Here is a 21160-nt window from a genome sequence, read left to right as displayed (position 1 = left end):
CTTAGATTAATAGTTTTTTAGTTATTTTTGCCCGTAATAGGCATGCTTCCCATGTTTTCTCAGATAGTGCTTGTCTAAAATACTTTGCGGTAATAATTCAGAAAAACTGTTTAATTGTCGGGCAAACAAATTCATTTTCGAAACTTCCTCTAGCACTACACTATTCATTACCGCTGTTTTTACATCTTTGCCCCAAGTAAACGGCGCATGACCATGCAGCAGGACACCGGGAACTGCTAAAATATCCAGCCCGCGCTCTTCAAAGGTTTCGATGATGACTTTACCGGTTTCCACTTCATAACCGCGGTCAATCTCCACTTGTGTCAAAAAGCGGGCACATGGAATGGAGCCATAGAATGTGTCTGCATGAGTCGTTCCCATTGCTGGAACATCCAGACCGGCTTGAGCCCAAACCGTCGCCCAAGTTGAATGAGTGTGCACGATGCCGCCGATTTCCGGATAATGTCTATATAGCACGGCATGAGTGGCTGTATCTGATGAAGGGTTCATCTCACCTTCCACAACATTTCCATCTAAATCAACAACCACCATGTCACTCGGTTTCATTTTTTCATAATCAACACCGCTCGGTTTGATGACGAACAATCCGCTATCACGATCAATCCCACTTGCATTGCCCCAGGTGTATTTGACCAGTCCATACTTTGGTAATTCCAAATTGGCTTGAAATACTTCTTCTTTCAGTCTATCTAGCACGTAATTCCCCTCCGTTTCCCGCTCATACCGTCAATTTTTCAACGGCAGCCTGTTCAATCACTAAGCCTTTTTTGTATCGTTCAATGAATACTTCAAACCCTTTAACGTCAAATCCATCAGGAAAAAATTCCAGCCTCTCAACCTCTTCAAAAACCTTTTTGTCGAGGAAGTCGTCTAAACTTTCATTTTTCTCTTTGGTCATCATGTATGAAGCAAGAATGGCCATTCCCCATGCTCCACCTTCTCCGGCTGTTCCCATAACGGTGACAGGAGTATTCATGGCAGCGGCGATAATTTTCTGGCCGACAACAGGGGTTTTAAATAAACCACCATGAGCTAAAATACTGTCAATCGCCACGCTTTCATTCTTTGTTAAAATATCCATTCCGATTTTCAAAGCACCAAAGGCAGTATAAAGATGCGTCCGCATGAAGTTCGCTAAATTAAAGCGGCTCTCAGGTGTCCGGACAAATAGCGGCCGTCCTTGCTCCAACCCGGTAATATTTTCACCTGAAAGATATCCGTAGCTTAGTAAGCCTCCACCATCCGAGTCAGCTTCGAGTGCTTTATTCAGCATCACCCCGAATAACTTATTGGTGTCAACCGTTTGTCCCATTGCCTCATAAAACTCACGGAACAATCCCATCCAGGCATTCAGATCACTTGAACAGTTATTAGCATGTACCATTGCCACCGGACTACCGCTTGGTGTCGTGACCAAATCAATTTCTGGATATACCTTTGAAAGTTCTTTTTCTAATACAATCATCGCAAAAACAGAAGTTCCGACCGAAACATTCCCGGTCCGTTTCCTCACACTGTTCGTTGCAACCATCCCAGTTCCGGCGTCACCTTCCGGCGGACAAAGTGGAATGCCCGGTTGTAAATTTTGTGAACGATCCAGAATCTTCGCTCCAACTTCAGTTAATGAACCTGCTTGTTCTCCAGAGATGTAGACTTGGGGCAGAATATCTCTCAGCTCCCAGTGATACCCCTTTGGTGCAATTTGTTCATTAAACTGGTTCACCATAGATTCATTGTAATCCAGCGTTGATTCATCAATCGGGAACATGCCTGAAGCATCTCCAATGCCAATCGCTTTTTTACCGGTTAGCAGCCAGTGAATGTATCCAGCTAAAGTGGTAATAAAATCAACGCGAGGCAAATGTTTGTCGCCGTTTAAAATGGCTTGATAAAGGTGGGCAATACTCCACCGTTCAGGGATATTAAATTGAAATAGATTGGTTAATTCTTTTGCTGCGGCACCGGTTGTTGCATTACGCCAGGTCCGAAACGGAACAAGCAGTTCACCAGTGTAATCAAAAGCCATATAACCGTGCATCATGGCAGAAATCCCAATAGAACCAATGGTTCGAATGGTAACACCATAATTCCGTTCAACTTCTTGCTTCATTTCACTATAAGCTGTTTGCAAACCTGTAATAATATCAACTAAGTTGTATGTCCAAAATCCATCTTCTAAGCGGTTTTCCCACTCATAACTTCCAAATGCGATTGTTTCAAAATTTTTATCAATCAACACCGCTTTAATACGTGTGGATCCGAATTCGATTCCTAGAGAAGTCCCTCCCGTGGTAATCGCTTGTTTAATATTTGCTCGATTCGTTTTCACCGTTAATCCCCTCTCTGATAGCGATTTCAATATCGTCTGTAAACTAAGAAGGCGCTTTCCTTTTACAAATCTAGTATATTTTTTGTGCGTACATTTGTCAACCGAAATCATTATATGTACCTACAAATATAAAATGTTATGTTATCCTTAAATTAAGGGACATTTCATCAGATTTTTTTAAAAAAACTATGGCTATGTTTCCGTTTTCATAAAACTGTGATAAAATATGTCCATACAAATATTCCAAGTTAATCAATTAGCACGTGAACAACTATGAAAGATGTGAGTGAGATGAAAACAAAGTATCAGGTCATCATTGATGATATAAAAAGTAAAATTCTTTCCGGGGATTACAACATCGGCGAACAAATCCCCACTGAATCCGTCCTGCAGGAAAAGTACAATGTCAGCAGACACACGGTTCGAAAGGCCATTTTAGATCTGGCGAATGAGGGATTCCTAAAAAGTGAAAAAGGCTCCGGCACCTATGTCAGCAACAAATATCAATCAAAATCAACTAGAGGCTCCACGAATAAAACCATCGGGGTCATGACGACCTACATTTCTGATTACATTTTCCCGTCTATTATTCGCGGAATTGAAACAAGATTGAAAGAGGATAATTATTCGTTGCTGTTAGCCAGTACCAATAACGATGTAGAACAAGAAAAAAAGGCTTTGGAAATGATGCTGGCATATGGCGTAGATGGTTTGATCATTGAACCTACGAAAAGCAATCAATACAATCCCAATATTGCTTATTACCTATCGTTCAAGGAACAAGATGTTCCATTTATCATGATCAATGCGTTTTATGAAGAATTGGATGTGCCTTTCCTTTGCCTCGATGACACGCAGTCCAGCTATCTCGCAACAAAGGAATTGATTTCAAAAGGCCACATGCAAATTGGACTCATTGCAAAAATAGACGACCTGCAAGGTAAGTATCGAATGAAGGGGTATATCAAAGCGCTTGGTGAAGCCAAATTGCGCTTTCAACCGGAGCAAGTGCTTTCATTCACGACAGAGACAAAGCCGGAGCTGTCTCAAAACTTGAAGAAGTTCCTGATTGAAAATAGAGACATGCTAACAGCCATTGTTTGCTATAACGACGAGGTAGGGTTGGAGGTGGCAAATGTATGCAGACAAATTGATCTTCCTGTCCCGGAAAAACTATCTATTATCGGCCAGGACAATTCCTATATTGCCAAAAATGCAAATATCAAGTTAACCACATTGACACACCCTCAGGAACAAATGGGACGTGATGCAGCTGATTGGGTCATAAAAAAATTGCAGGGAAAAAAAGACCTGCCAAACGAAACCTATTATCAGCCGGTGTTGATTGAAGGGGAAACGGTGAAAGAATTAGACGTAGAATAATCTTCGAGCGCATGATTGGCCATAAGGCCTTTGCACAGCACATCACATGAATATGAATTCATGCGATGTGCTGTGCATTTTTTTCATAAAAATTGAATTTTCTAATGTAGAGGCAATAAAGCAATGTGTAATAAATGGAGATGGTGGCAGCAAAGGAAGTAGAACGACAGCAGCTTGCTGCCCTTCATTGAGCGGTCAAACATTCGAGATTACGACACAGAAGATAAGTGGATTTCGCCAGTTTTAGGGGATTTTATAGAGATAACAAAAGAATATATTTTTAAAAAAATTCAGTAGGTGGGGTTTACCAATCAGGTGGTGCAGAGTAACCACCTGATTCCCCAATTTTCAGCTTGCTGAAACAAGTTCACTTTTAAATTTTTCAATTCAAAAGAATCACTCAGTTTCTATTTTCTCCTGTTCCAGATTCGTTCTACCGTCGTTTTTTACAGGTTTCTCTTTCATCTTCCACATTTGCACTGCAGAGTATGCGGTGTACAGAATGACAATAATAATGCACCCATAAAAAATGAGATTTAACGACGACCACATTTGACCTTTTTGTCTATCTTGAAGCATTGCTTGAACTAGCCATGCGAAACACGTAATAGAGGTCAAGGCATATAAGCGCGATTTTGCTTTATCGTTCATTCTTCTCCCTCTTCAAACCCAAATTTCTTCATTACAGGAATGCTCCTTAATTTTTTAGGTAATCTATTGAATCTGCTTGATAGTCAATAGTCTGTGGCGATATAAATATTATCTCACGGCTTACCTAAACCCCAACTATTCAATAATCTTATATAGAGAGAGTCAAGGAAATCAAGTCCTATTCACTAATATATTAGCGTTTTTTGCGCTTGGACATAATGTCTACCGCAACTGCTAGGAGTAGCACAAGACCTTTAATGGTTTGAATTAATGCAGAATCCACCCCCATAATCGACAGTCCCTGGTTAATAACCCCCATTACAACTGCACCAATAACAACACCTGGTACAGTTCCAATACCACCTGTAACAGCAGTGCCGCCAACAAAGCAGGCCGCAATAGCATCGAGCTCGAAAGAATTACCAGTTGCAGCTGATGCGGAACTCAAACGCGAGAGCATCGCAATGGCTGCAATAGCAGAAAGAAGTCCCATGTGAATGAAGAGTGAAAAATCGACACGACGAGTGTTAATACCCGAAAGAAGCGCTGCTCGACGATTTCCACCAACCGCATAGACGCGACGACCAAAAACCGTACGAGTCAAAATAAAGTTATAAGTAAAAACAAGAACTCCAACGATAACCAACATAATTGGGATACCGCCTTGAGTAGCATTCCCAGAAGATGCAAATTCAAATGTAAGTGCCGCGATTACTACTGATGCAATAGCAATCTTGATGTAGGTTGCGTTGATAGGCTCTGGAACCAGTCCCACCTTAGAGACTTTGGCACGCTTACGAAGTTGAGTCCACGCAAAAGCGACAATAGCAAGGATTCCAACAACAATACTCAAACCATCAAATGGTCCCCACCACCCAAGAATATTTGGGAGATAGGCTGAAGCAATGGCATTAAATGACGTATTGTTGACTGGGATAGATGCATTAATCATCGTGGTTGCAAGACCTCGGAAGATAAGCATGCCCGCTAAAGTGGTAATGAAACCTGGAATTCCAACAAAAGCAACCCAGAACCCTTGCCACACTCCCACGAGAAGGCCAATAAGCAAACCTACAATAATTGCTAAGAACCAATTAAGATGTGCATTCTGCATAAGCAAAGCTATGCAACCACCGATAAATCCTACTAAGGAACCAACTGACAAATCAATATGGGTTGCAATAATTACCATAACCATACCAACTGCAAGGATGATGACGTAGGCATTCTGCTGAATTAATTGAACAATTGTATTCGGCTGGAGTAATAATCCTCCAGTCAAAATTTCAAATACGATAATGATGACGACGAGTGCACCAACAATTCCGTATTGGCGAGCGTTTGAAGCAAAAGATGCTAACACTGACCCTTTTTTTATATTTTCTTTTTTCTGAGGTGTTAAAGATGCTGAACTCATTATTCTCCTACCTTCTTTAACTGAGTCTTTTCTTGAGTCATACCCTTCATGAGGTACTCCTGAGTAAATTTTGTCTTCTGGACGTCGTCCGTGATGACGCCCTGACTGACTGTATAAATACGATCACAAATACCAATAAGCTCAGGAAGTTCAGATGAAATAACAATGACTGCCTTGCCTTCATCAGCAAGTTGATCAATGATTTCGTAAATTTCGTATTTAGCACCAACATCGATACCCCGTGTTGGCTCATCAAGGATTAAAATATCTGGATTAGAAATAACCCATTTTGCTAAAACTACCTTCTGTTGGTTTCCACCTGATAGATTAGAAACCTGTTCTTCAATGCTTGGTGTTTTGATATTGAAGTCCTTGCGATACTTTTCAACAGCAATACGTTCAACGCCATCATCCATGACACCATGTTTTGAGTGCTTGGTAAGGGCTGCCAACAAAGCATTTTCACGAATATTCTGCAATAGATTGAGACCATACCCCTTGCGGTCTTCAGTTGCATATGCAATGCCTGCTCCAATTGCCTTCTGGACTGTCGATGTGTCAGTCTCTTTACCATGCACATAGACTTTTCCAGACACAGCTGAACCATAAGTATGACCAAAGATGCTCATCGCCATCTCTGTGCGACCTGCCCCCATGAGTCCCGCAAGTCCAACAATCTCACCTGCACGCACATAAATATTTGCATGATCAACAATCACACGCTGCTGATCAAGTGGATGATGAACTGTCCAATTCTCCACACGAAAGATTTCATCCCTAATATGGGAAACATGGTCGGGGTAAAGATTGGTAAGTTCGCGACCGACCATTTTATGAATAAGTTCATCCTGATCAAGTGGATTCTCTTTTGAGTTCGTCAACCAACCAACCGTGGAACCATCGCGAATAATCGTCACATTGTTGGCAATGGCTGCAATTTCATTCAACTTGTGAGAAATAATAACCGATGTAACGCCTTGGTTATCACGCAAATCACGAATGATTTGCAGTAAATGAGCCGAATCTTCATCATTCAAAGCTGCAGTGGGCTCATCGAGTAACAGAAGTTTAACTTCCTTCGATAAAGCTTTCGCAATTTCCACGAGCTGCTGCTTACCCACACCAATATCCATAATCTTAGTGTCAGGATTTTCTTGAAGACCAACTTGCTGCATCACCTTAATGGCATCGGCGCGAGTTGCTTCCCAATCAATCACGCCATTTTTCTGACGCTCATTACCGAGATATATATTTTCAGCGATTGAAAGGAATGGGCTCAATGCCAATTCCTGCTGAATCACTACAATACCTAGTTCTTCAGAATCCTTGATTTTTTTAAAGTTGCATTCTTTACCATCATAAAAAATAGTGCCCGAGTATGTACCACTCGGATACACTCCTGAGAGTACATTCATCAATGTCGACTTTCCAGCACCGTTCTCACCACAAATTGCATGGATTTCACCACGAGCAATCTCCAAATTCACATTTGTAAGGGCTTTAACAGGACCAAAAGTTTTAGTGATGTTTTGCATCTGTAATATCATTGGAGAATTTGACATATTACACACCTCGTTTGAGTTGGATCCTCGTTGGGAATATCTCAAGATTTAAACAAACACCTACTAGTAATTTTATAGCAACTTTGCTACTTAATAATCGGAGCAGCGATATCTTTCTGATATTGAGCTTCGGTGATGAATCCAGCCTCAACTTCATAGTGTAAACCTTTTTGTTCACCGGTTGGGTTCTTAACTAATTCATCTGACTTCAACAGCCAAGTTGGAACTTCTTTCTTACCATTGTCCATTGGAGCATCGGTTGATTTCGGCTTCTTGCCATCAGCAATCTGGGTCAAGATTGACGTTGTCTGATCTGCGAGTAGGGCAACATTCTTGAAGACAGTCTGTGCCTGTGCACCGTACGTGATGTTGCTGATAGCGATATCCATACCATCCTGGCCGGTGATGACTGGCCACGCAGATTTGTTCTGTGGGTTTGAAGCAGTGTATGGAATAAATGGAGACATATCAGGACGTGCATTCTTGATTGACTTCATAACACCAAGTGAGATTGCATCATATGGAGAAAGGACAGCGGCGAGTGGCTTATCTCCAAGCTTGGTCATAAATGCATCCATTTGCTTTTGTGCTTGGGTTTGATCCCATGCGTGAACAGAAATCTTCTTCCAATCTGCATCTGTAGTGTCTTTTGTTACAAGACCTGATGGATCAACCAATTGGCCTGACTGGAAGTAAGGCTTTAGCAAATCCCAAGCCCCCTTGAAGAAGTAAGGTGCATTGTTATCATCATCCGAACCAGCAAAAAGTGCAATGTTCAGGGGTTCATTCTTACCACCGTTACCCTTCAAATCAAGCTTATCGATAATGGTATTTGCCTCAAGGATACCAGTGCGTTCAAGATCGAAAGTCACATAATAATCCACGGCTTTGGTATTCATTACTAAGCGATCATAAGAAACGACAACGTCGCCTTGTGATTCTGCCTGCTCAACTGCCGGCCCAACAGCAGTGCCATCAACGGCTGCAACGACAATTGCTTTTGCACCAGCAGAAACCAGATTGTTGATATCATTTGACTGCTGTGATGGGCTGTTATTTGCATACGCAAGCTTAGTCTTGAATCCTGCCTTTTGGAGATCCTTAACCAAATTGGCGCCATCAATGTTCCAGCGCTGATCAGCTTTGGTAGGCATTGAGATACCAATCAAATCACCTTTTTTAAGCGAGGTACTTGTTGATGCTGAAGAACCACGGGTAGTAGTGCTACAAGCTGCCAACACTGCAACACTAGTAATAGTTATAATAGCCGTATTTGCTAATCTTTTAAAATTCATTTTAAATTTCCCCTTTTTTGTTTACATTTTAAATTCTAATATTTGAGAAATAAAAATACGTTCTAAAATTGATATTTATCTTGAAAACGTTTTAAAAAATAAAAACTAAAAACACTTCAGAATACGCTCAAAATAAGTGTATTCTGGTGGAAATCAACTAGAAAGATTATTCTTTTCCACTAACTTTTTTAAAAGTCAAGTTTATAGACTCATAGGATGTCGTGGCACTTCACCAATTCCTGAATGGAACTAAAAGTTGTACGGACTTATCAATTGCTATATAGCCATGTATCATCGCACTAAACCCAATTAAGCCAACTTATTTAAAGAAAGACCCCATAATGATTATAAACATCGGCGACTATTGCACGATAACTCAAACGTAAGCCCTTCCAATTCTCTTCTAAAGAATAGGTCCAATAACCATTTCTACTAACTCTCCTTTTATTCAGGTTGGTATTTATCCGTACATATTTAGGGGCTGAATTCGGTAATCTGAAGTTATTGTTGTCCTAACTTTCTCCATATTTTATATTCTCCCTCTTTTTAAAATAATAACGCTTACAAATAATGTAGTATTTTTGTACGTACATGTCAATAAAAAAATAATTTTTTCTTTTTTAGATGTACGTATAAATATTATTATATAAAATAACAAATCTATATTACTCTCTTTAAATTTAGACTAAGTAACAAATTTTACAAATGAGATTTCGACAAATTTAAATAAAAGTATCCTGATAGTATGAAGGATTAAGAAAAACCGGGCAAAAAATCGTCCAGTCCCCTTTGTTATAGGGCACAAAGCTACCTTTATTTCCAGTTAACCATCCTTTAGGCAGACTTCTCCCTTGTATTCATAGTAACACTCACACCTAGGGCAGACGAGAGGGTCTTTCTTTCCCTCTTGCTATTATACAAATTCAAAAAAACATAAATGACCTAAGCGAACAATACCTGTCACTGTTCGCTTAGGTCACTTTAAGCCGAGCATTATTCAAAAAGCCCTTGATTTAATCATCCAATCAAGGGCTTGGCTTTCTCTTACTCTTTCGCTGCCCAAACCAGCATTTCCCCAGGAGAACGGTTTGCCCAGCAAAAATAAGGGATAAATGTAACTTTTTTATCTTCATATTCTTCATCAAGATCCATCGAATATAATTGATTATCCCATTCCTTTTGAACTAATCTCTTTTCTGCATTAACTTCGATAATCCCCACTCCTCCAAATAGGGTATTATCAAAACGGTAGCTAAATGGCCGATTTTTAGGAATTCGAATAAGATGTAAGTTTTCTCCATTATCTACTTCTTCTAAACAGTAAATAAATGGCCCGCGCTGGATAGCGACTTTATTTAAATCCGCTCTAACATTTGGATTCGCTGCCCATTCTTGTACGCTCATATCAAGTGATAGGACCAATTCATCGTTACACTGCCATTCTCTAAAAATAGTAATAAAGCCGTTATTAGATGTTTCATTTATTTCTACCCCATTTAAAATAAGTTTAAATGTTTTGGACCAACTTGGGATTCGAACGGCCAAACCGAATGTAGCAGGAGCATCTGGTTGGATATGAAACTTTATGTCTCCATCCCATGGATAATTAGTTTCTTGTCGTAGATTAATATGGATATCCTTCACTATTACACTCGTTTGATTGGCTAAATATAAGTTCGTATAAATAATATCATCTTGAATGGTGTATATATATTTATTAAGTGAAGTCAATAGGCGTGCAAGGTTGGGAGGGCAGCAAGCGCACCCAAACCACTCGGGACGAGTTACCTTAACATGGCTTTTACCAGGATCCGTTTCGCTGTTCTCAGGCTTCACTTCTAACGGATTAACATAAAAAAAATGCTTGCCATCCAATGCCATTCCACTAATAACTGAATTATAAAGTGCCCTTTCCAGGGTATCCGCATAAGAGCCATTTGCTTCATTTTTAAGCATATTATAAGCGAAGAATATTAATCCGATTGATGCACAGGTTTCACAGTACATCGTATCGTTTGGTAAATCGTAATCAGAAGTAAAGGCTTCCCCATCAACCGTTGAGCCAATCCCGCCCGTTATATACATTCTTTTATTTACAATACTTTTCCACAGCCTGCGGCAGGCCTCTAGCATTTCCTTATCATCACTTAAATAAGCCACGTCTGCCATCGCTGTACAAAGGTAGACAAGTCGTACCGCATGTCCTTCTGCACTTTCTTGATCAAGGATTGGCTTATGAGCTTGGTAATAGCTTAGCGGTCGATGACTCATTCCTTCAATTACTGCTCTTTTGCCTGTATCTTCTTTTCTTTGCCTTTCAAAAAAAGTTGGATCTGTTCCACGCTCATACAAGAAAAATTTACTTAACTCCAAGTATTTTCTTTCCCCTGTTATCTGATGGAGTTTTGCTAAAGCGAGTTCAATTTCTTCATGACCATCATAGCCTTTTATTTTGCCAGATTCATGACCGAAATTAGCATCAATACAATCTGCCAATAGACAGGCAACCCTTAGGGCTTTTTCATTTTTTGTGGTTTCATAGTAAGCCACTGCTGCCTCAATATAATGGCCAGCACAATATAATTCATGACTCTCTGCTAGCATTTTAAATCTTCTTTCAGGTTCTTCTATAGAAAAATAAGTATTTAAGTAGCCATCTTTTTCTTGAGCAAGTTCCAATAAGTCAATCACTTCATCCGCTAATTCCTTTAATGCCTCATCGTAAGTATGGTGCAATGAACAGGCTACTGCTTCTAACCACTTATACACATCACTATCCTGAAAAACCCAGCCATAGTGTCTGCCTTCTTTTAATCCAGCCGCAATTTTAAAATTTTCGATGGCATGGCTTTTTTCTGATGGGATGGTTTCATCATTGCGTTCTTTCACAATGGTTATATCGGCCTTATCATTTAGGACATTCCATTGATAGGGAATCATTTCTTTCCTAACAATCTCCAAATAACGTGACCAAAATTGGTCAGTAATTTGCAATTCTTGAATGTGAATAGAGGAGCTATTTTTTACATACGTCTGGGACATGATAAAACTTCCTTTCTTTCGTAGTGAATACTGTCTATTTACTTTGTTGCTAAACTCAACTAGCTTTTTTAGTAGTTAGGTCACTTTGTATTTGAAATTCATTTTTTTCATATTTACCATAGAAGAGCATTGGAATAATTCCAAGAGCAAAGATAATCGTTGGAAGCCAAATAAAAGAAAATTGTATCCCAAACAGAGAGGCGCTGGATTGCACGGCGTTGGGAACATAACCGAAGGCACCCAAAATTTGTGTTGGGATAAATCCGCCAATACCAGCCCCTGCTTTAATACAAAATGCGCTGCCTATTGCCGTTAAAAATCCGCTAGCTCGAATCCCTGTTTTCCATTCACCGTAATCCACGGTATCGGAAAGCATTGCAAAAGGCATAGAACAAGCAATTCCAGAGCCAAGACACCCAATAACCCATCCAATAATAATAACAGTAAGTGATGCTCCAGCCATGAACATAATCATTTGTCCAACTGCGGCAAGAAGGAAACCAATCATCATTGTTGAACGTTTTGAGGAGAACTTCACGATAAATGGTACGGCAGCCATACTAAGTACCTGTATGACGGAGATACCATTTATAAGCGGGACTAAATCTTTATTTCCAATATTGTATTGAAAATAATAAACAAGTGTAGAAGTTCTAACGGTTAGAGCAATCCAAAACAACAAATTAGCTGATACAATAATAAACCATGGCCAATTCCCTTTTACTGCCTTAATACTCGTTTTTACAGGAATTGCTTTGATTTTTTCTGTGTTAATTTCTTTTAAGTCTGCGAATGCAATTAAGAACATAACGACAGCGATGATGGCAAATAAGCCGACAGTTAGGGAGAATCCTTTTTGATCATTACCGCCACCCAAAAAAGCAACTAAAGGAAGAGTAAAAGTAACGGCTGCAAAGTTTCCAATGTTACCGCCAACCATACGGAAAGAATTCAGAATCACTCGTTCATTCGGATTTCTTGTTAGATTTGGCAAGATGGAGGTAATGGGTGTAGCAATACCGGTATAACAAATTCCTGCAAAAATATAAGTGACAGTAGCGTATACAATTTTCCAAGTTCCATCAAGATTTGGCGTTGTGAAGGTGAGAACGGTAAATACTGCAAACGGAATACATAACCAAAGAAAATAAGGGCGGCTTTGACCATATTTTGATTTTGTTCGGTCAATAATGAATCCCCAGATAGGTGCATCAATCGCATCTAATAATCTCGTTAGTAATAGCAATGTTCCGGCTACGCCTACTGATAGACCGAAAACATCTGTGTAAAAGTACAACAAATAGCCACCGATAATGCAATATAATAAGTTACCTCCAGAATCTGTTAATGCATAACTGATACGGCGGTGAAATGGAACTTTGTCTGATAAAAGAGTTGAATTAGCCATAAATGAAGCCTCCTGAAAATGGAATTCAAATATTTTTGAAAGCGGTATTAATAGAGCGTTTACGCAGAAAACAATAATGGCCATTATTGGAAGAAGAAAGATTCCCTTCATCTATAACGTTATTGTAAACGCTTTATAACATGGAAGAGAACTGCTAAAAAAGTAGTTTTGGTGGTTTTTTCCGACTTAACAAATGAATTATGAAATAGCCATAATACATTTAACACCTATATAAATCTGCATTTTATCTGGTTATTTGTGATATAATTACATATATTATTGTTTTCTCTTCAGTAAAGGTAGATAAAAACGATTTTTGGTTTATTAATTAGTAATTTCTATTCGATTATGAGGCAAGAATATTAGGAATAGGTGATGAAAAATGGATTTACTGTGGAAAATCAATATTGAAAGACCGCTGGCGTATTATAAGTGTGGCCAATTTGTTAGTGCTGAAGATTGGAAGCATAAGGAAATGCTGTTAAGCAGAGATTTTGAATTAATCATAGGAATACATCACTCTATTTATATACAAGTTGAAAGTAGGCAATATGAAATACAGCCCGGTGACGTATTACTAATTCCTCCAGGAGTTCCTTATTTTGGTTATCTCCCATCTCAAAAGGGTGCAAGTTTCTTCTGGCTTCATTTTTTTCCTCGTTTGGAAACGGTTTCATATTCAAAGGAACAATTAATCAACCATTTAATGGCTTCTGAAATTGACTGCCATAAAGCCATTATTAATAGTTCTATATTTCTACCAGCATACTTTCGAGTCACTTATACAGATAAGCCTTATATATTGATGAAGCAGATTTTAGACATTGCTAATGCGTCTTACTACAGTACATTTGCTGTTGATTATGTAGTGACAGAACTATTAATTGAATTGACTGAACAGTATCATAGGCAGTTACTGCATAGCACGACCAACCATACAGAGAATTCCCAAAAATTCGCTCAGATTTTAGAATGGATTCGTGTGAATATTTATGAGGACTTAAGTGTAAAGGAAATTGCTGATTCATTCTCATTTAATCCTGATCATTTAACCCGCCTATTCAAAAAAAACCTTAGGATGAGTACGATCAGATATATTAATACCTTAAAGATCAACAAGGCAAAGGAACTATTATGTACAACCAACAAAACAATCAAAGAGATTTCCTATGATTTAAAATTTAAAGATGAAAAGTACTTTATGAGGCTATTCAAAAATTATGAAGGCATTACCCCAAGCCAGTTTCGAGATGCTTATATCCATACCTATATTAATACACTTTCGGTAGATCCTGATATTCCGGTTCCAGCACATTTATATCAGTCTTATACTTAGTTCAACTTATATCGGGGCGTGACAGGCATCGGGATGGGATGGGTATTTCCTCCCTCTCAACAGGAATACTTTTATGTATAATGGGGATATAATAAAAAAGAGAAATGCGTCAACACTTCTCCCTGCAACCTCTATCGTCAGGGTGGTGGTGGTCAATGTTGGTTATTTATGCGAACCACCCTTTTGCTCCCGACGGCGCAGGGTGGTTTTCTTGTTTTCAGCTGCAACTCAATTCTATCATTTCCTATCTTTCTAAAAACCCATCAATCTTCGACAAATATCGGGACGTGACAGGCACCATAGCCAAAAAAGAACTATTGATTATCTATAAAAGAAATATTCCCTTTTCCGAAAAGATGTTTTATAGCAGAAAAGCGTATTTTATCGTTACATTTTTCACAATGATAATATTTTGTCTTTCCTTGTTTGTAAAGTTTGTATTGATAGCTCCCTTCAGGAAGTTCAAACTTTTTTAAACATCCACTACACGTAACATAGTAAGACATTTTTTATCCCCCCCTTTTCTACATGGATCAATTTATAGCTATAGGGATTCAGATGACAAGATCATTCTAACAAAACTTACTTCCCCCACCGTAGAAATTCTCTATTCCTCTGACAATAATTCATACAATTCTTCTTGAATGGATAATAATGACTCTATTTTTTCCGGTGCTAATTGTGCTAAAGCCCGATTCATCCTTTGGAACAAACCACTTGGGTCCTCAAAGATTTGTTGAACCTGTTGTTCACCTTTCGCCGTTAGTTTAAGTTGTACTTCCCGACGATTATTTTCTGGTATACTTCTTTCTATTAAACCGGCGGAAACTAATCCTTCAATACTCGTACTAAGTGTACTTTTTGAAAATTGGAGATGTTCAACTAATGTTTTCTGAGGCATAACGACCCCTGCTTGAATGACTTGTAATATCCAGAATTGTGGCATGGTTAAATCACTATTTGAGATAGCCTCTAAACCCCATTTACGGAAAAGCTTATGCATTTCTCTGAAAGAAATAAGCAATGCTTTTGTTTGGCCACTTTGTGGATTGCTTTCCATTTCTAAAACCCACCTTTTCGTTCAATTATAAACAGTACGTAATCAAATAGTTCAAAAACGAACAGTTCGCCTTAACACGAGTATACCTCTAATAAAAATGATGTCAATAGGCGAACCTTAACCTTAGTTTTATCCAGAACAAAAAGGAGCGGGCTATTTAAGAGATAACTTCAGAGTGTCTAAATATCGGTGCCTGTCACGCACCGATAAAGATAATCAACATTTATGTCATAATTAGAGGTGTTCAGCGGGCTCAATCTGAATGGAATTCACATGTTTCATTCGGTTTATGACAGATAATACTTCATTCATTCTAGGTAATTCAAGCCATCTTTCGAAACCAGGAAAAAAGGCAGAAAATACACTATCCACTCCGTCTCTCTCCATATCTTCGAGAGCTTTTTGGATCTTTTCATGAAGGAAGATGTGGCGCCCCTGATTATTTATAGCTATTTTTCGAATTAAAAAGGCAATAGCTGCAAGCTGGGCCTGTGATGTGACATTGTAAAGCCCTCTGATATCAATTTGTTCATCACCTATCATCATGTATCCCATCGTTGAAACCATCAGCTTTTCTGTACCACTTCCCTGTGGATAGCTCGAAAAGTGATCGGTGGTTATTTTCCTTTCTATCTCCCATTTTGTAAGGGGGATACGTTCTTGTGGTTGGTCGTGTTCACATAAACTTTTTGCTTCCTCGGTTACGTTTTTTGGCTCAAAATTGTCCATCAGGATAATTTGATCGGCTACGGATAAAAATTCCCCGCTACCTCCAATCACAAGAACGGAAGATACCCCAACAGCCTCATAAAGCTCCCTGACACGTTCCGTAAAAGGTGTAATCGGTTCATGCTTGATTAATGAACGCATTTTGCTGTCTTGAATCATAAAATTGGTCGCACTTCTGTCTTCATCAATAAGAAGAAGCTTACACCCGAAGTTGATTGCCTCCATAATATTTGCGGCTTGAGAGGTGGAACCGGAGGCGTAGTCAGTCGAAAACAGTTCAGCCGAACTATTGGGTATCCATTTTATAAAAGGCGTAATATTGATATTTTTTATGGAACGGCCTTCCTCTGCAGCTATTTCCATTGCACTTTGATCTGTGATCACAAATTCTCGTCCGTCACCCATAATGTGATTGTAAATCCCGGAATTGAGCGCATCCAGCATTGTGCTTTTACCTGAATAACCACCGCCGGTGATGACCGTCACACCCTGTTTTATTCCCATTCCTCGCCAACCACCAATTTCAACTTCAACATCTTCCGGGGATGTAAAAGGCATGGCACCCTCTAGTGGCCCGCTGTTGTCTTGATTTCTTGGCAAAATGCTGCCATTCCCAATAAAGGCACAATAACCACTGGATTTCAGCCATTCGCGAATCATAGTTTGCTTTTTTACCAATTCATAGGCATCATTTAATTTGATGAGATCAAACTTGGCAATAAACTTCTCCACTTCTTTTGGAAGCAGTTTGCAGAGCATGCGCATCGCTTTATTATTATTCTTGAATGGAAGTTGAACGGTAATCATTAAGCATAGATACCATTTTTCCGAGATGAATTCGACATAGGATGCATTACGTTGCAACACCACATTGGTTGGACGAAAACAATAAAAAGCACCATTTTCTTTATCAGTACGTGAGCGGTTATAAATCGATTTATTTAATCCCTCCATATGATCAACCCATTCTCTTAATGCAAAATCTGCGAGAACAACTTGATCCATATTTTCAGTTAAGCCGAGACGGTCAAAAGGTATTTTTATGGTGATACATGGTTTATCCAGTGTGAGTTTATGTGTCTGTTCAATGTAATAAGCAACATCATTATTCCAATAGATTGGATCTTCATAAATCATCCCGTAAGATGTCTGGCTGGATTGTAAGGAGCGAAAATATTGAGCGAGTCTTTTAATAAAATATCATCCTTTCATATTTGGAAAGCGTGAATAATGGACAACAAAAAAATAACAGCCACTCCATAAGTGGCTGTCATAGATTGGCAAGAAAGCTTAAACGTTCCTTCTGCCTAAATATAAAAGCCCTGAGAGTGAATCCTACCCTCAGAGCCTAATGTATTCGTAAATAAATATCTAAAAAGCAATATGAGGATAAAACGTATATTTTTTGGTATTCATTATCCTCACCTCGTTACGATTTATTTTTATAGCAATACAAACATAACATGAATTTAACCATCTGACAAGAGGTGCATCGTGTCCTGTTTTTTGCAAAAAATTAATAACAATTTGTGACCGACAAACCTTGATTTCACGCAGTTTCTTCAACTTTCTAAGCGGTTACTTTCCAAATTAAACAGATTATTATGCGGTAAGCTTTATAGCTTACTGCTTTTTTACATCTTATTCCCTTCTGGATACAACTCACCATTTTTCTATACGCTTCCATCGGGCAGTTTTTATGATGAGTTCATAAAAAACATTTGAAGGAGAAGGTGAAACCATGATGGGAAATTTACTATTATTGATCGCTTTGATTTTCGAGATTGCTTTTGCAATCTACTAGTAAGTTGCTATCAATCTCATATCCTACCAAATGCAGTTCAGGATTGGCTCGGGGCGTGGCAGGCACCAAAATCCAAATAGATTAAAGTTATAGAGCATTTTTGTAATGAGGAATGTATTTATTTTTGTCCAAAATACCAATTTAACAACAAAAATACCACTAAATTTAATAAAAATTTATTGTTAATCAATAAATAGCATGTTAATATCAAATAAACAGGGAGGGAAAACCATGGACATAGACAATTTGATTATTGAAAATATTGCTAACCCCCATGTGCTGGAGAGAATGTTTAGAAATGACCCCAAAGCTTTTAAAAAATCATTCTTACACGCCTGGGAACAAAATCCTGATTCGCAGGTTCTTGCCGTTTGGTATGAAAGATTGCATTTCAAGGAGACGGCGCATGCAGAAAAAGCTTCCTTGCTTCAGAGAGGTTTCTTATTCATAGGCATTTTAGCCATTTTAGCTGGGATAAGCACCAGAATCATTTTCCATTATGTCGAACAGCAAGCAATTGCCCCAATTAATCTTGCTTTTGGGATTCTTCCCTTTATTGCAGCCTATTTCGTATTTAATAATGCTCCCAAAAAGAATGTTCTTTATATCCTTGCATCCTTGTTCCTAATCTCCGGGTTATATCTTAATATGCTGCCATTAAATAATAAAGACAGTATTATCCTTGCTTATTTACACCTTCCTATATTTTTATGGGGATTGCTTGGGCTTGCATTTACAGGAAATGAATATCGGGAAGGCAGCACGAGATTAGCCTATCTTAAATTTAATTTAGAATTTTGCATACTCTACGCCAGCATGGCCATTAGTGGAATGCTGTTAGCAGCATTAACCATGCAGTTATTTAGCTTTGTCGACTTGGATATAGAAGATTTTTATTTTAGAAATGTCGTGTTATTTGGTGCTGCAGGTCTTGCAATTGTGGCTACCTACCTAGTATCAAAGAATCTTAAACTTGCTAAGAATATTACACCGTATATAGCTAAAATTTTTAGTCCTCTTGTCTTAGCTACATTATTGGTCTATCTTATAACGGTTATTTGGATCGAAAAAAATCCATTCTTGGATCGCAATTTCCTGATAGTCTTCAACGGAATCCTCCTTGGTGTATTGGTCGTTACCATATTTTCCATTACCGAAAGCGGTTCAGATGAGAAAAAGAACATTTCTGATTATATAAATTTCGCCCTAATTGTTCTTGCTCTTATCATTGACAGTGTGGCTTTGTCAGCCATCGTATTCCGACTTTCTTCTTACGGGATTACACCCAACAGGCTTGCTGTTTTAGGCGTAAATATACTTATCTGGGGAAATCTGATTTGGATTATGGTCTCCTATATGCGTTTTCTACAAAACAAAACCGGACCTTCCACCATCCAAGATGCGGTTACTAAGTATCTGCCGGTCTACGGACTTTGGGCAGCTTTCGTTGCATTTACTTTTCCTTTAATTTTTAATTAGAACGGCTCCCTTCATATAGCGATGCTGTTCTTCCTTATAAAAGCCCAAAATGAACAAGTTTTTCTTCATAACCTGTTCATTTTGGGCTTTTTATATATTCTAAAAAAAAACGCATTTACTTATGATACGATTCACCACTATTAATGCTGGACTCTATCCTCTACAACCTGCCCTAAACATGAAACAGGCACGCGGATTCATCTTTCGATAATCGCCCCCGTTTGAGGAAGTTCAACACGTCTGATATATCATTTGTTTATAGATGGGTAAGAATATTGACTAACTTCCCGAATGGATCTCTTACATAAAAGCGACGAACCCCCCATGGTTCTTCAACTGGTCCATACTCAATTGGAATCCCTGCTTCTTTTATGCGGGTGAGTGCTGTATCAAGATCATCAACCTCAATTGACAAGTCAGGTGCTAATGTTCCAGATCCTCCCTCAGAAAGGAAACTGATTTCAACAGCCATTTTCTCATGTGAACCGTAGGTTGCAATAAATCCGTGATTCATTAATTGATCAAGTCCAAGTATTTCCTCGTAGAATTGCTTTGCTTTAGAAATGTCCTGCGTCTCTACATTGGCAACAATTCGTTTAACCTTTATTATTACCACCTCCCAGTTACTATTAAATTCTCTAATTACTACAGATTATCCTTGTTAAAAAGAACCATGGGGACGGTTCTGGTGGTCAAAATTCGACGCTTCCCTTACATAGGACGATAAAAGCCTTCATGCCCACGTAACTGGGTCAACCACTCAATATTGAAAAGAAAAAGTAAGAGCAGGGTGGCTCTTACTTTTTTGTTGAACTCAAGCTATATTCTAATTATCCCTATGTATCGACAAGACTGCTATTAACCAAACGATTGATTAAAATCTGTACCAATGCTGCCATAGAGGAAGATTCGGCCTTTCATTCATGCGAGAATTGTAAACCCAACCTTACAAAAAGAACAATATTTCCCCAGAAATTGATTAGATTTTCCAGATTCAACAAGCCTCCACATATTGCCCTACGAGCCGACACTACACAAACGATTGATTAGTAATAACAAAGCTTACTAAACAACGGATTTATCTTTTCTCCAATCGAACTTTGTCGATAAAACCTAATTAAAGATATCTTTTGCTTACGTTGCAATTTGAAGTAAGTTGCTATCAATCTCATATCCTACCAAAACTCAGTTTCAGGATTGGCTCGGGGCGTGACAGGCACAAGAATAACAGAGGAGGCAGGGAATAGTCCTTCTCAACAAGAATATTTTTATGTATAATGGACATATAATAAAAAAGAGAGAAGTGTTGCTAGCACTTCTCTTCTGCAGCCTCTACCGTCAGGGTGATGGTTGTCTAGGTTAATTATTTATTAGAACCACCCTTTTGCTTGCGACGGCGTAGGGTGGTTTTCTCGTTTTCTAGAACATTCTTCCGAAAAAAATATGCACATACTTCCCTCGCAATTCCCTTCAGAACTTCTCGTAGAATTTCAAGAAATGTTTCCATGATGATCACCTCCTTTCCTAATAACGGAAAGAAGAGACAACCAACCACCCCAACAATATTCAACTGCAACTATATTCTATCACTTTCCATCACTCTAAATAACTATCAATCTTCGACAAAATCCGAGGCGTGACAGG

16 protein-coding genes are annotated in these 21160 nt (G+C 38.7%); 3 read left to right on the top strand and 13 right to left on the bottom strand.

Going from position 1 to position 21160, the window contains the following annotated elements:
- Positions 1 to 21: 21 nt before the first annotated feature.
- Positions 22 to 717, bottom strand: a complete 696-nt coding sequence (locus TY15_RS11410) for an L-ribulose-5-phosphate 4-epimerase (protein ID WP_040207282.1) — start codon at positions 715 to 717, stop codon at positions 22 to 24.
- A 22-nt stretch (positions 718 to 739) separates the two neighbouring features.
- Positions 740 to 2350 (bottom strand): xylulokinase, encoded by a 1611-nt coding sequence (locus TY15_RS11405; RefSeq protein WP_040207280.1) that lies wholly within the window; start codon positions 2348 to 2350, stop codon positions 740 to 742.
- 291 nt (positions 2351 to 2641) lie between these two features.
- Between TY15_RS11405 and TY15_RS11400 the strand changes: the two genes are divergently transcribed.
- Entirely contained in the window at positions 2642 to 3733 is a 1092-nt protein-coding gene (locus TY15_RS11400; protein WP_040207279.1) for a GntR family transcriptional regulator, read from the top strand.
- Positions 3734 to 4129: 396 nt separating this feature from the next.
- Here TY15_RS11400 and TY15_RS11395 read toward each other — a convergent pair whose 3' ends face one another.
- The 6 genes from TY15_RS11395 to TY15_RS11370 all read right to left on the bottom strand — a co-directional run bounded on the left by TY15_RS11395 (position 4130) and on the right by TY15_RS11370 (position 13108).
- Positions 4130 to 4384 (bottom strand): hypothetical protein, encoded by a 255-nt coding sequence (locus tag TY15_RS11395; RefSeq protein WP_040207278.1) that lies wholly within the window; start codon positions 4382 to 4384, stop codon positions 4130 to 4132.
- A gap of 193 nt (positions 4385 to 4577) precedes the next feature.
- Entirely contained in the window at positions 4578 to 5801 is a 1224-nt protein-coding gene (gene mmsB / locus TY15_RS11390) for a multiple monosaccharide ABC transporter permease (RefSeq protein ID WP_040207277.1), read from the bottom strand.
- Positions 5801 to 7363 carry a sugar ABC transporter ATP-binding protein gene (locus TY15_RS11385; protein ID WP_040207276.1) on the bottom strand — a complete coding sequence of 521 codons (1563 nt, stop codon included), beginning with the start codon at positions 7361 to 7363 and terminating at the stop codon, positions 5801 to 5803. Before TY15_RS11385 ends, mmsB begins: the two co-directional genes overlap by 1 nt.
- 86 nt (positions 7364 to 7449) lie before the next feature.
- Entirely contained in the window at positions 7450 to 8658 is a 1209-nt protein-coding gene (locus TY15_RS11380) for a substrate-binding domain-containing protein (protein WP_042374463.1), read from the bottom strand.
- A gap of 1044 nt (positions 8659 to 9702) precedes the next feature.
- Positions 9703 to 11700 (bottom strand): glycoside hydrolase family 127 protein, encoded by a 1998-nt coding sequence (locus TY15_RS11375; protein WP_040207275.1) that lies wholly within the window; start codon positions 11698 to 11700, stop codon positions 9703 to 9705.
- 55 nt (positions 11701 to 11755) lie between these two features.
- A complete protein-coding gene (locus TY15_RS11370; protein ID WP_040207274.1) occupies positions 11756 to 13108 on the bottom strand; it encodes a glycoside-pentoside-hexuronide (GPH):cation symporter in 1353 nt (450 codons plus the stop codon).
- Between the two features lie 382 nt (positions 13109 to 13490).
- Between TY15_RS11370 and TY15_RS11365 the strand changes: the two genes are divergently transcribed.
- Complete coding sequence (locus tag TY15_RS11365) at positions 13491 to 14444, top strand: helix-turn-helix transcriptional regulator (RefSeq protein ID WP_040207272.1); 954 nt, start codon at positions 13491 to 13493, stop codon at positions 14442 to 14444.
- A gap of 314 nt (positions 14445 to 14758) precedes the next feature.
- Here TY15_RS11365 and TY15_RS11360 read toward each other — a convergent pair whose 3' ends face one another.
- The 3 genes from TY15_RS11360 to TY15_RS11350 all read right to left on the bottom strand — a co-directional run bounded on the left by TY15_RS11360 (position 14759) and on the right by TY15_RS11350 (position 17370).
- Positions 14759 to 14950, bottom strand: coding sequence for a hypothetical protein (locus TY15_RS11360; protein ID WP_040207270.1), 192 nt, complete (start codon positions 14948 to 14950; stop codon positions 14759 to 14761).
- Positions 14951 to 15051: 101 nt separating this feature from the next.
- Positions 15052 to 15504: a MarR family winged helix-turn-helix transcriptional regulator gene (locus tag TY15_RS11355; protein ID WP_052353755.1), complete on the bottom strand. Its 453-nt coding sequence runs from the start codon at positions 15502 to 15504 to the stop codon at positions 15052 to 15054.
- A 234-nt stretch (positions 15505 to 15738) separates the two neighbouring features.
- Positions 15739 to 17370: a P-loop domain-containing protein gene (locus tag TY15_RS11350; protein ID WP_052353754.1), complete on the bottom strand. Its 1632-nt coding sequence runs from the start codon at positions 17368 to 17370 to the stop codon at positions 15739 to 15741.
- Between the two features lie 898 nt (positions 17371 to 18268).
- Here TY15_RS11350 and TY15_RS11345 point away from each other — a divergent pair.
- Entirely contained in the window at positions 18269 to 19516 is a 1248-nt protein-coding gene (locus TY15_RS11345) for a DUF4153 domain-containing protein (RefSeq protein ID WP_040207269.1), read from the top strand.
- Between the two features lie 256 nt (positions 19517 to 19772).
- Here TY15_RS11345 and TY15_RS11340 read toward each other — a convergent pair whose 3' ends face one another.
- Complete coding sequence (locus tag TY15_RS11340) at positions 19773 to 20123, bottom strand: VOC family protein (protein ID WP_040207311.1); 351 nt, start codon at positions 20121 to 20123, stop codon at positions 19773 to 19775.
- Between the two features lie 756 nt (positions 20124 to 20879).
- Complete coding sequence (locus TY15_RS24650) at positions 20880 to 21023, bottom strand: hypothetical protein (RefSeq protein WP_096911882.1); 144 nt, start codon at positions 21021 to 21023, stop codon at positions 20880 to 20882.
- Positions 21024 to 21160: the final 137 nt, after the last annotated feature.

The sequence above is a fragment of the Neobacillus jeddahensis genome (genome assembly GCF_000612625.1).
GTDB lineage: Bacteria > Bacillota > Bacilli > Bacillales > Cytobacillaceae > Neobacillus > Neobacillus jeddahensis.
Note: the sequence above shows the minus strand (reverse complement) of the source record. Positions and strands in the feature narration are given on the sequence as shown.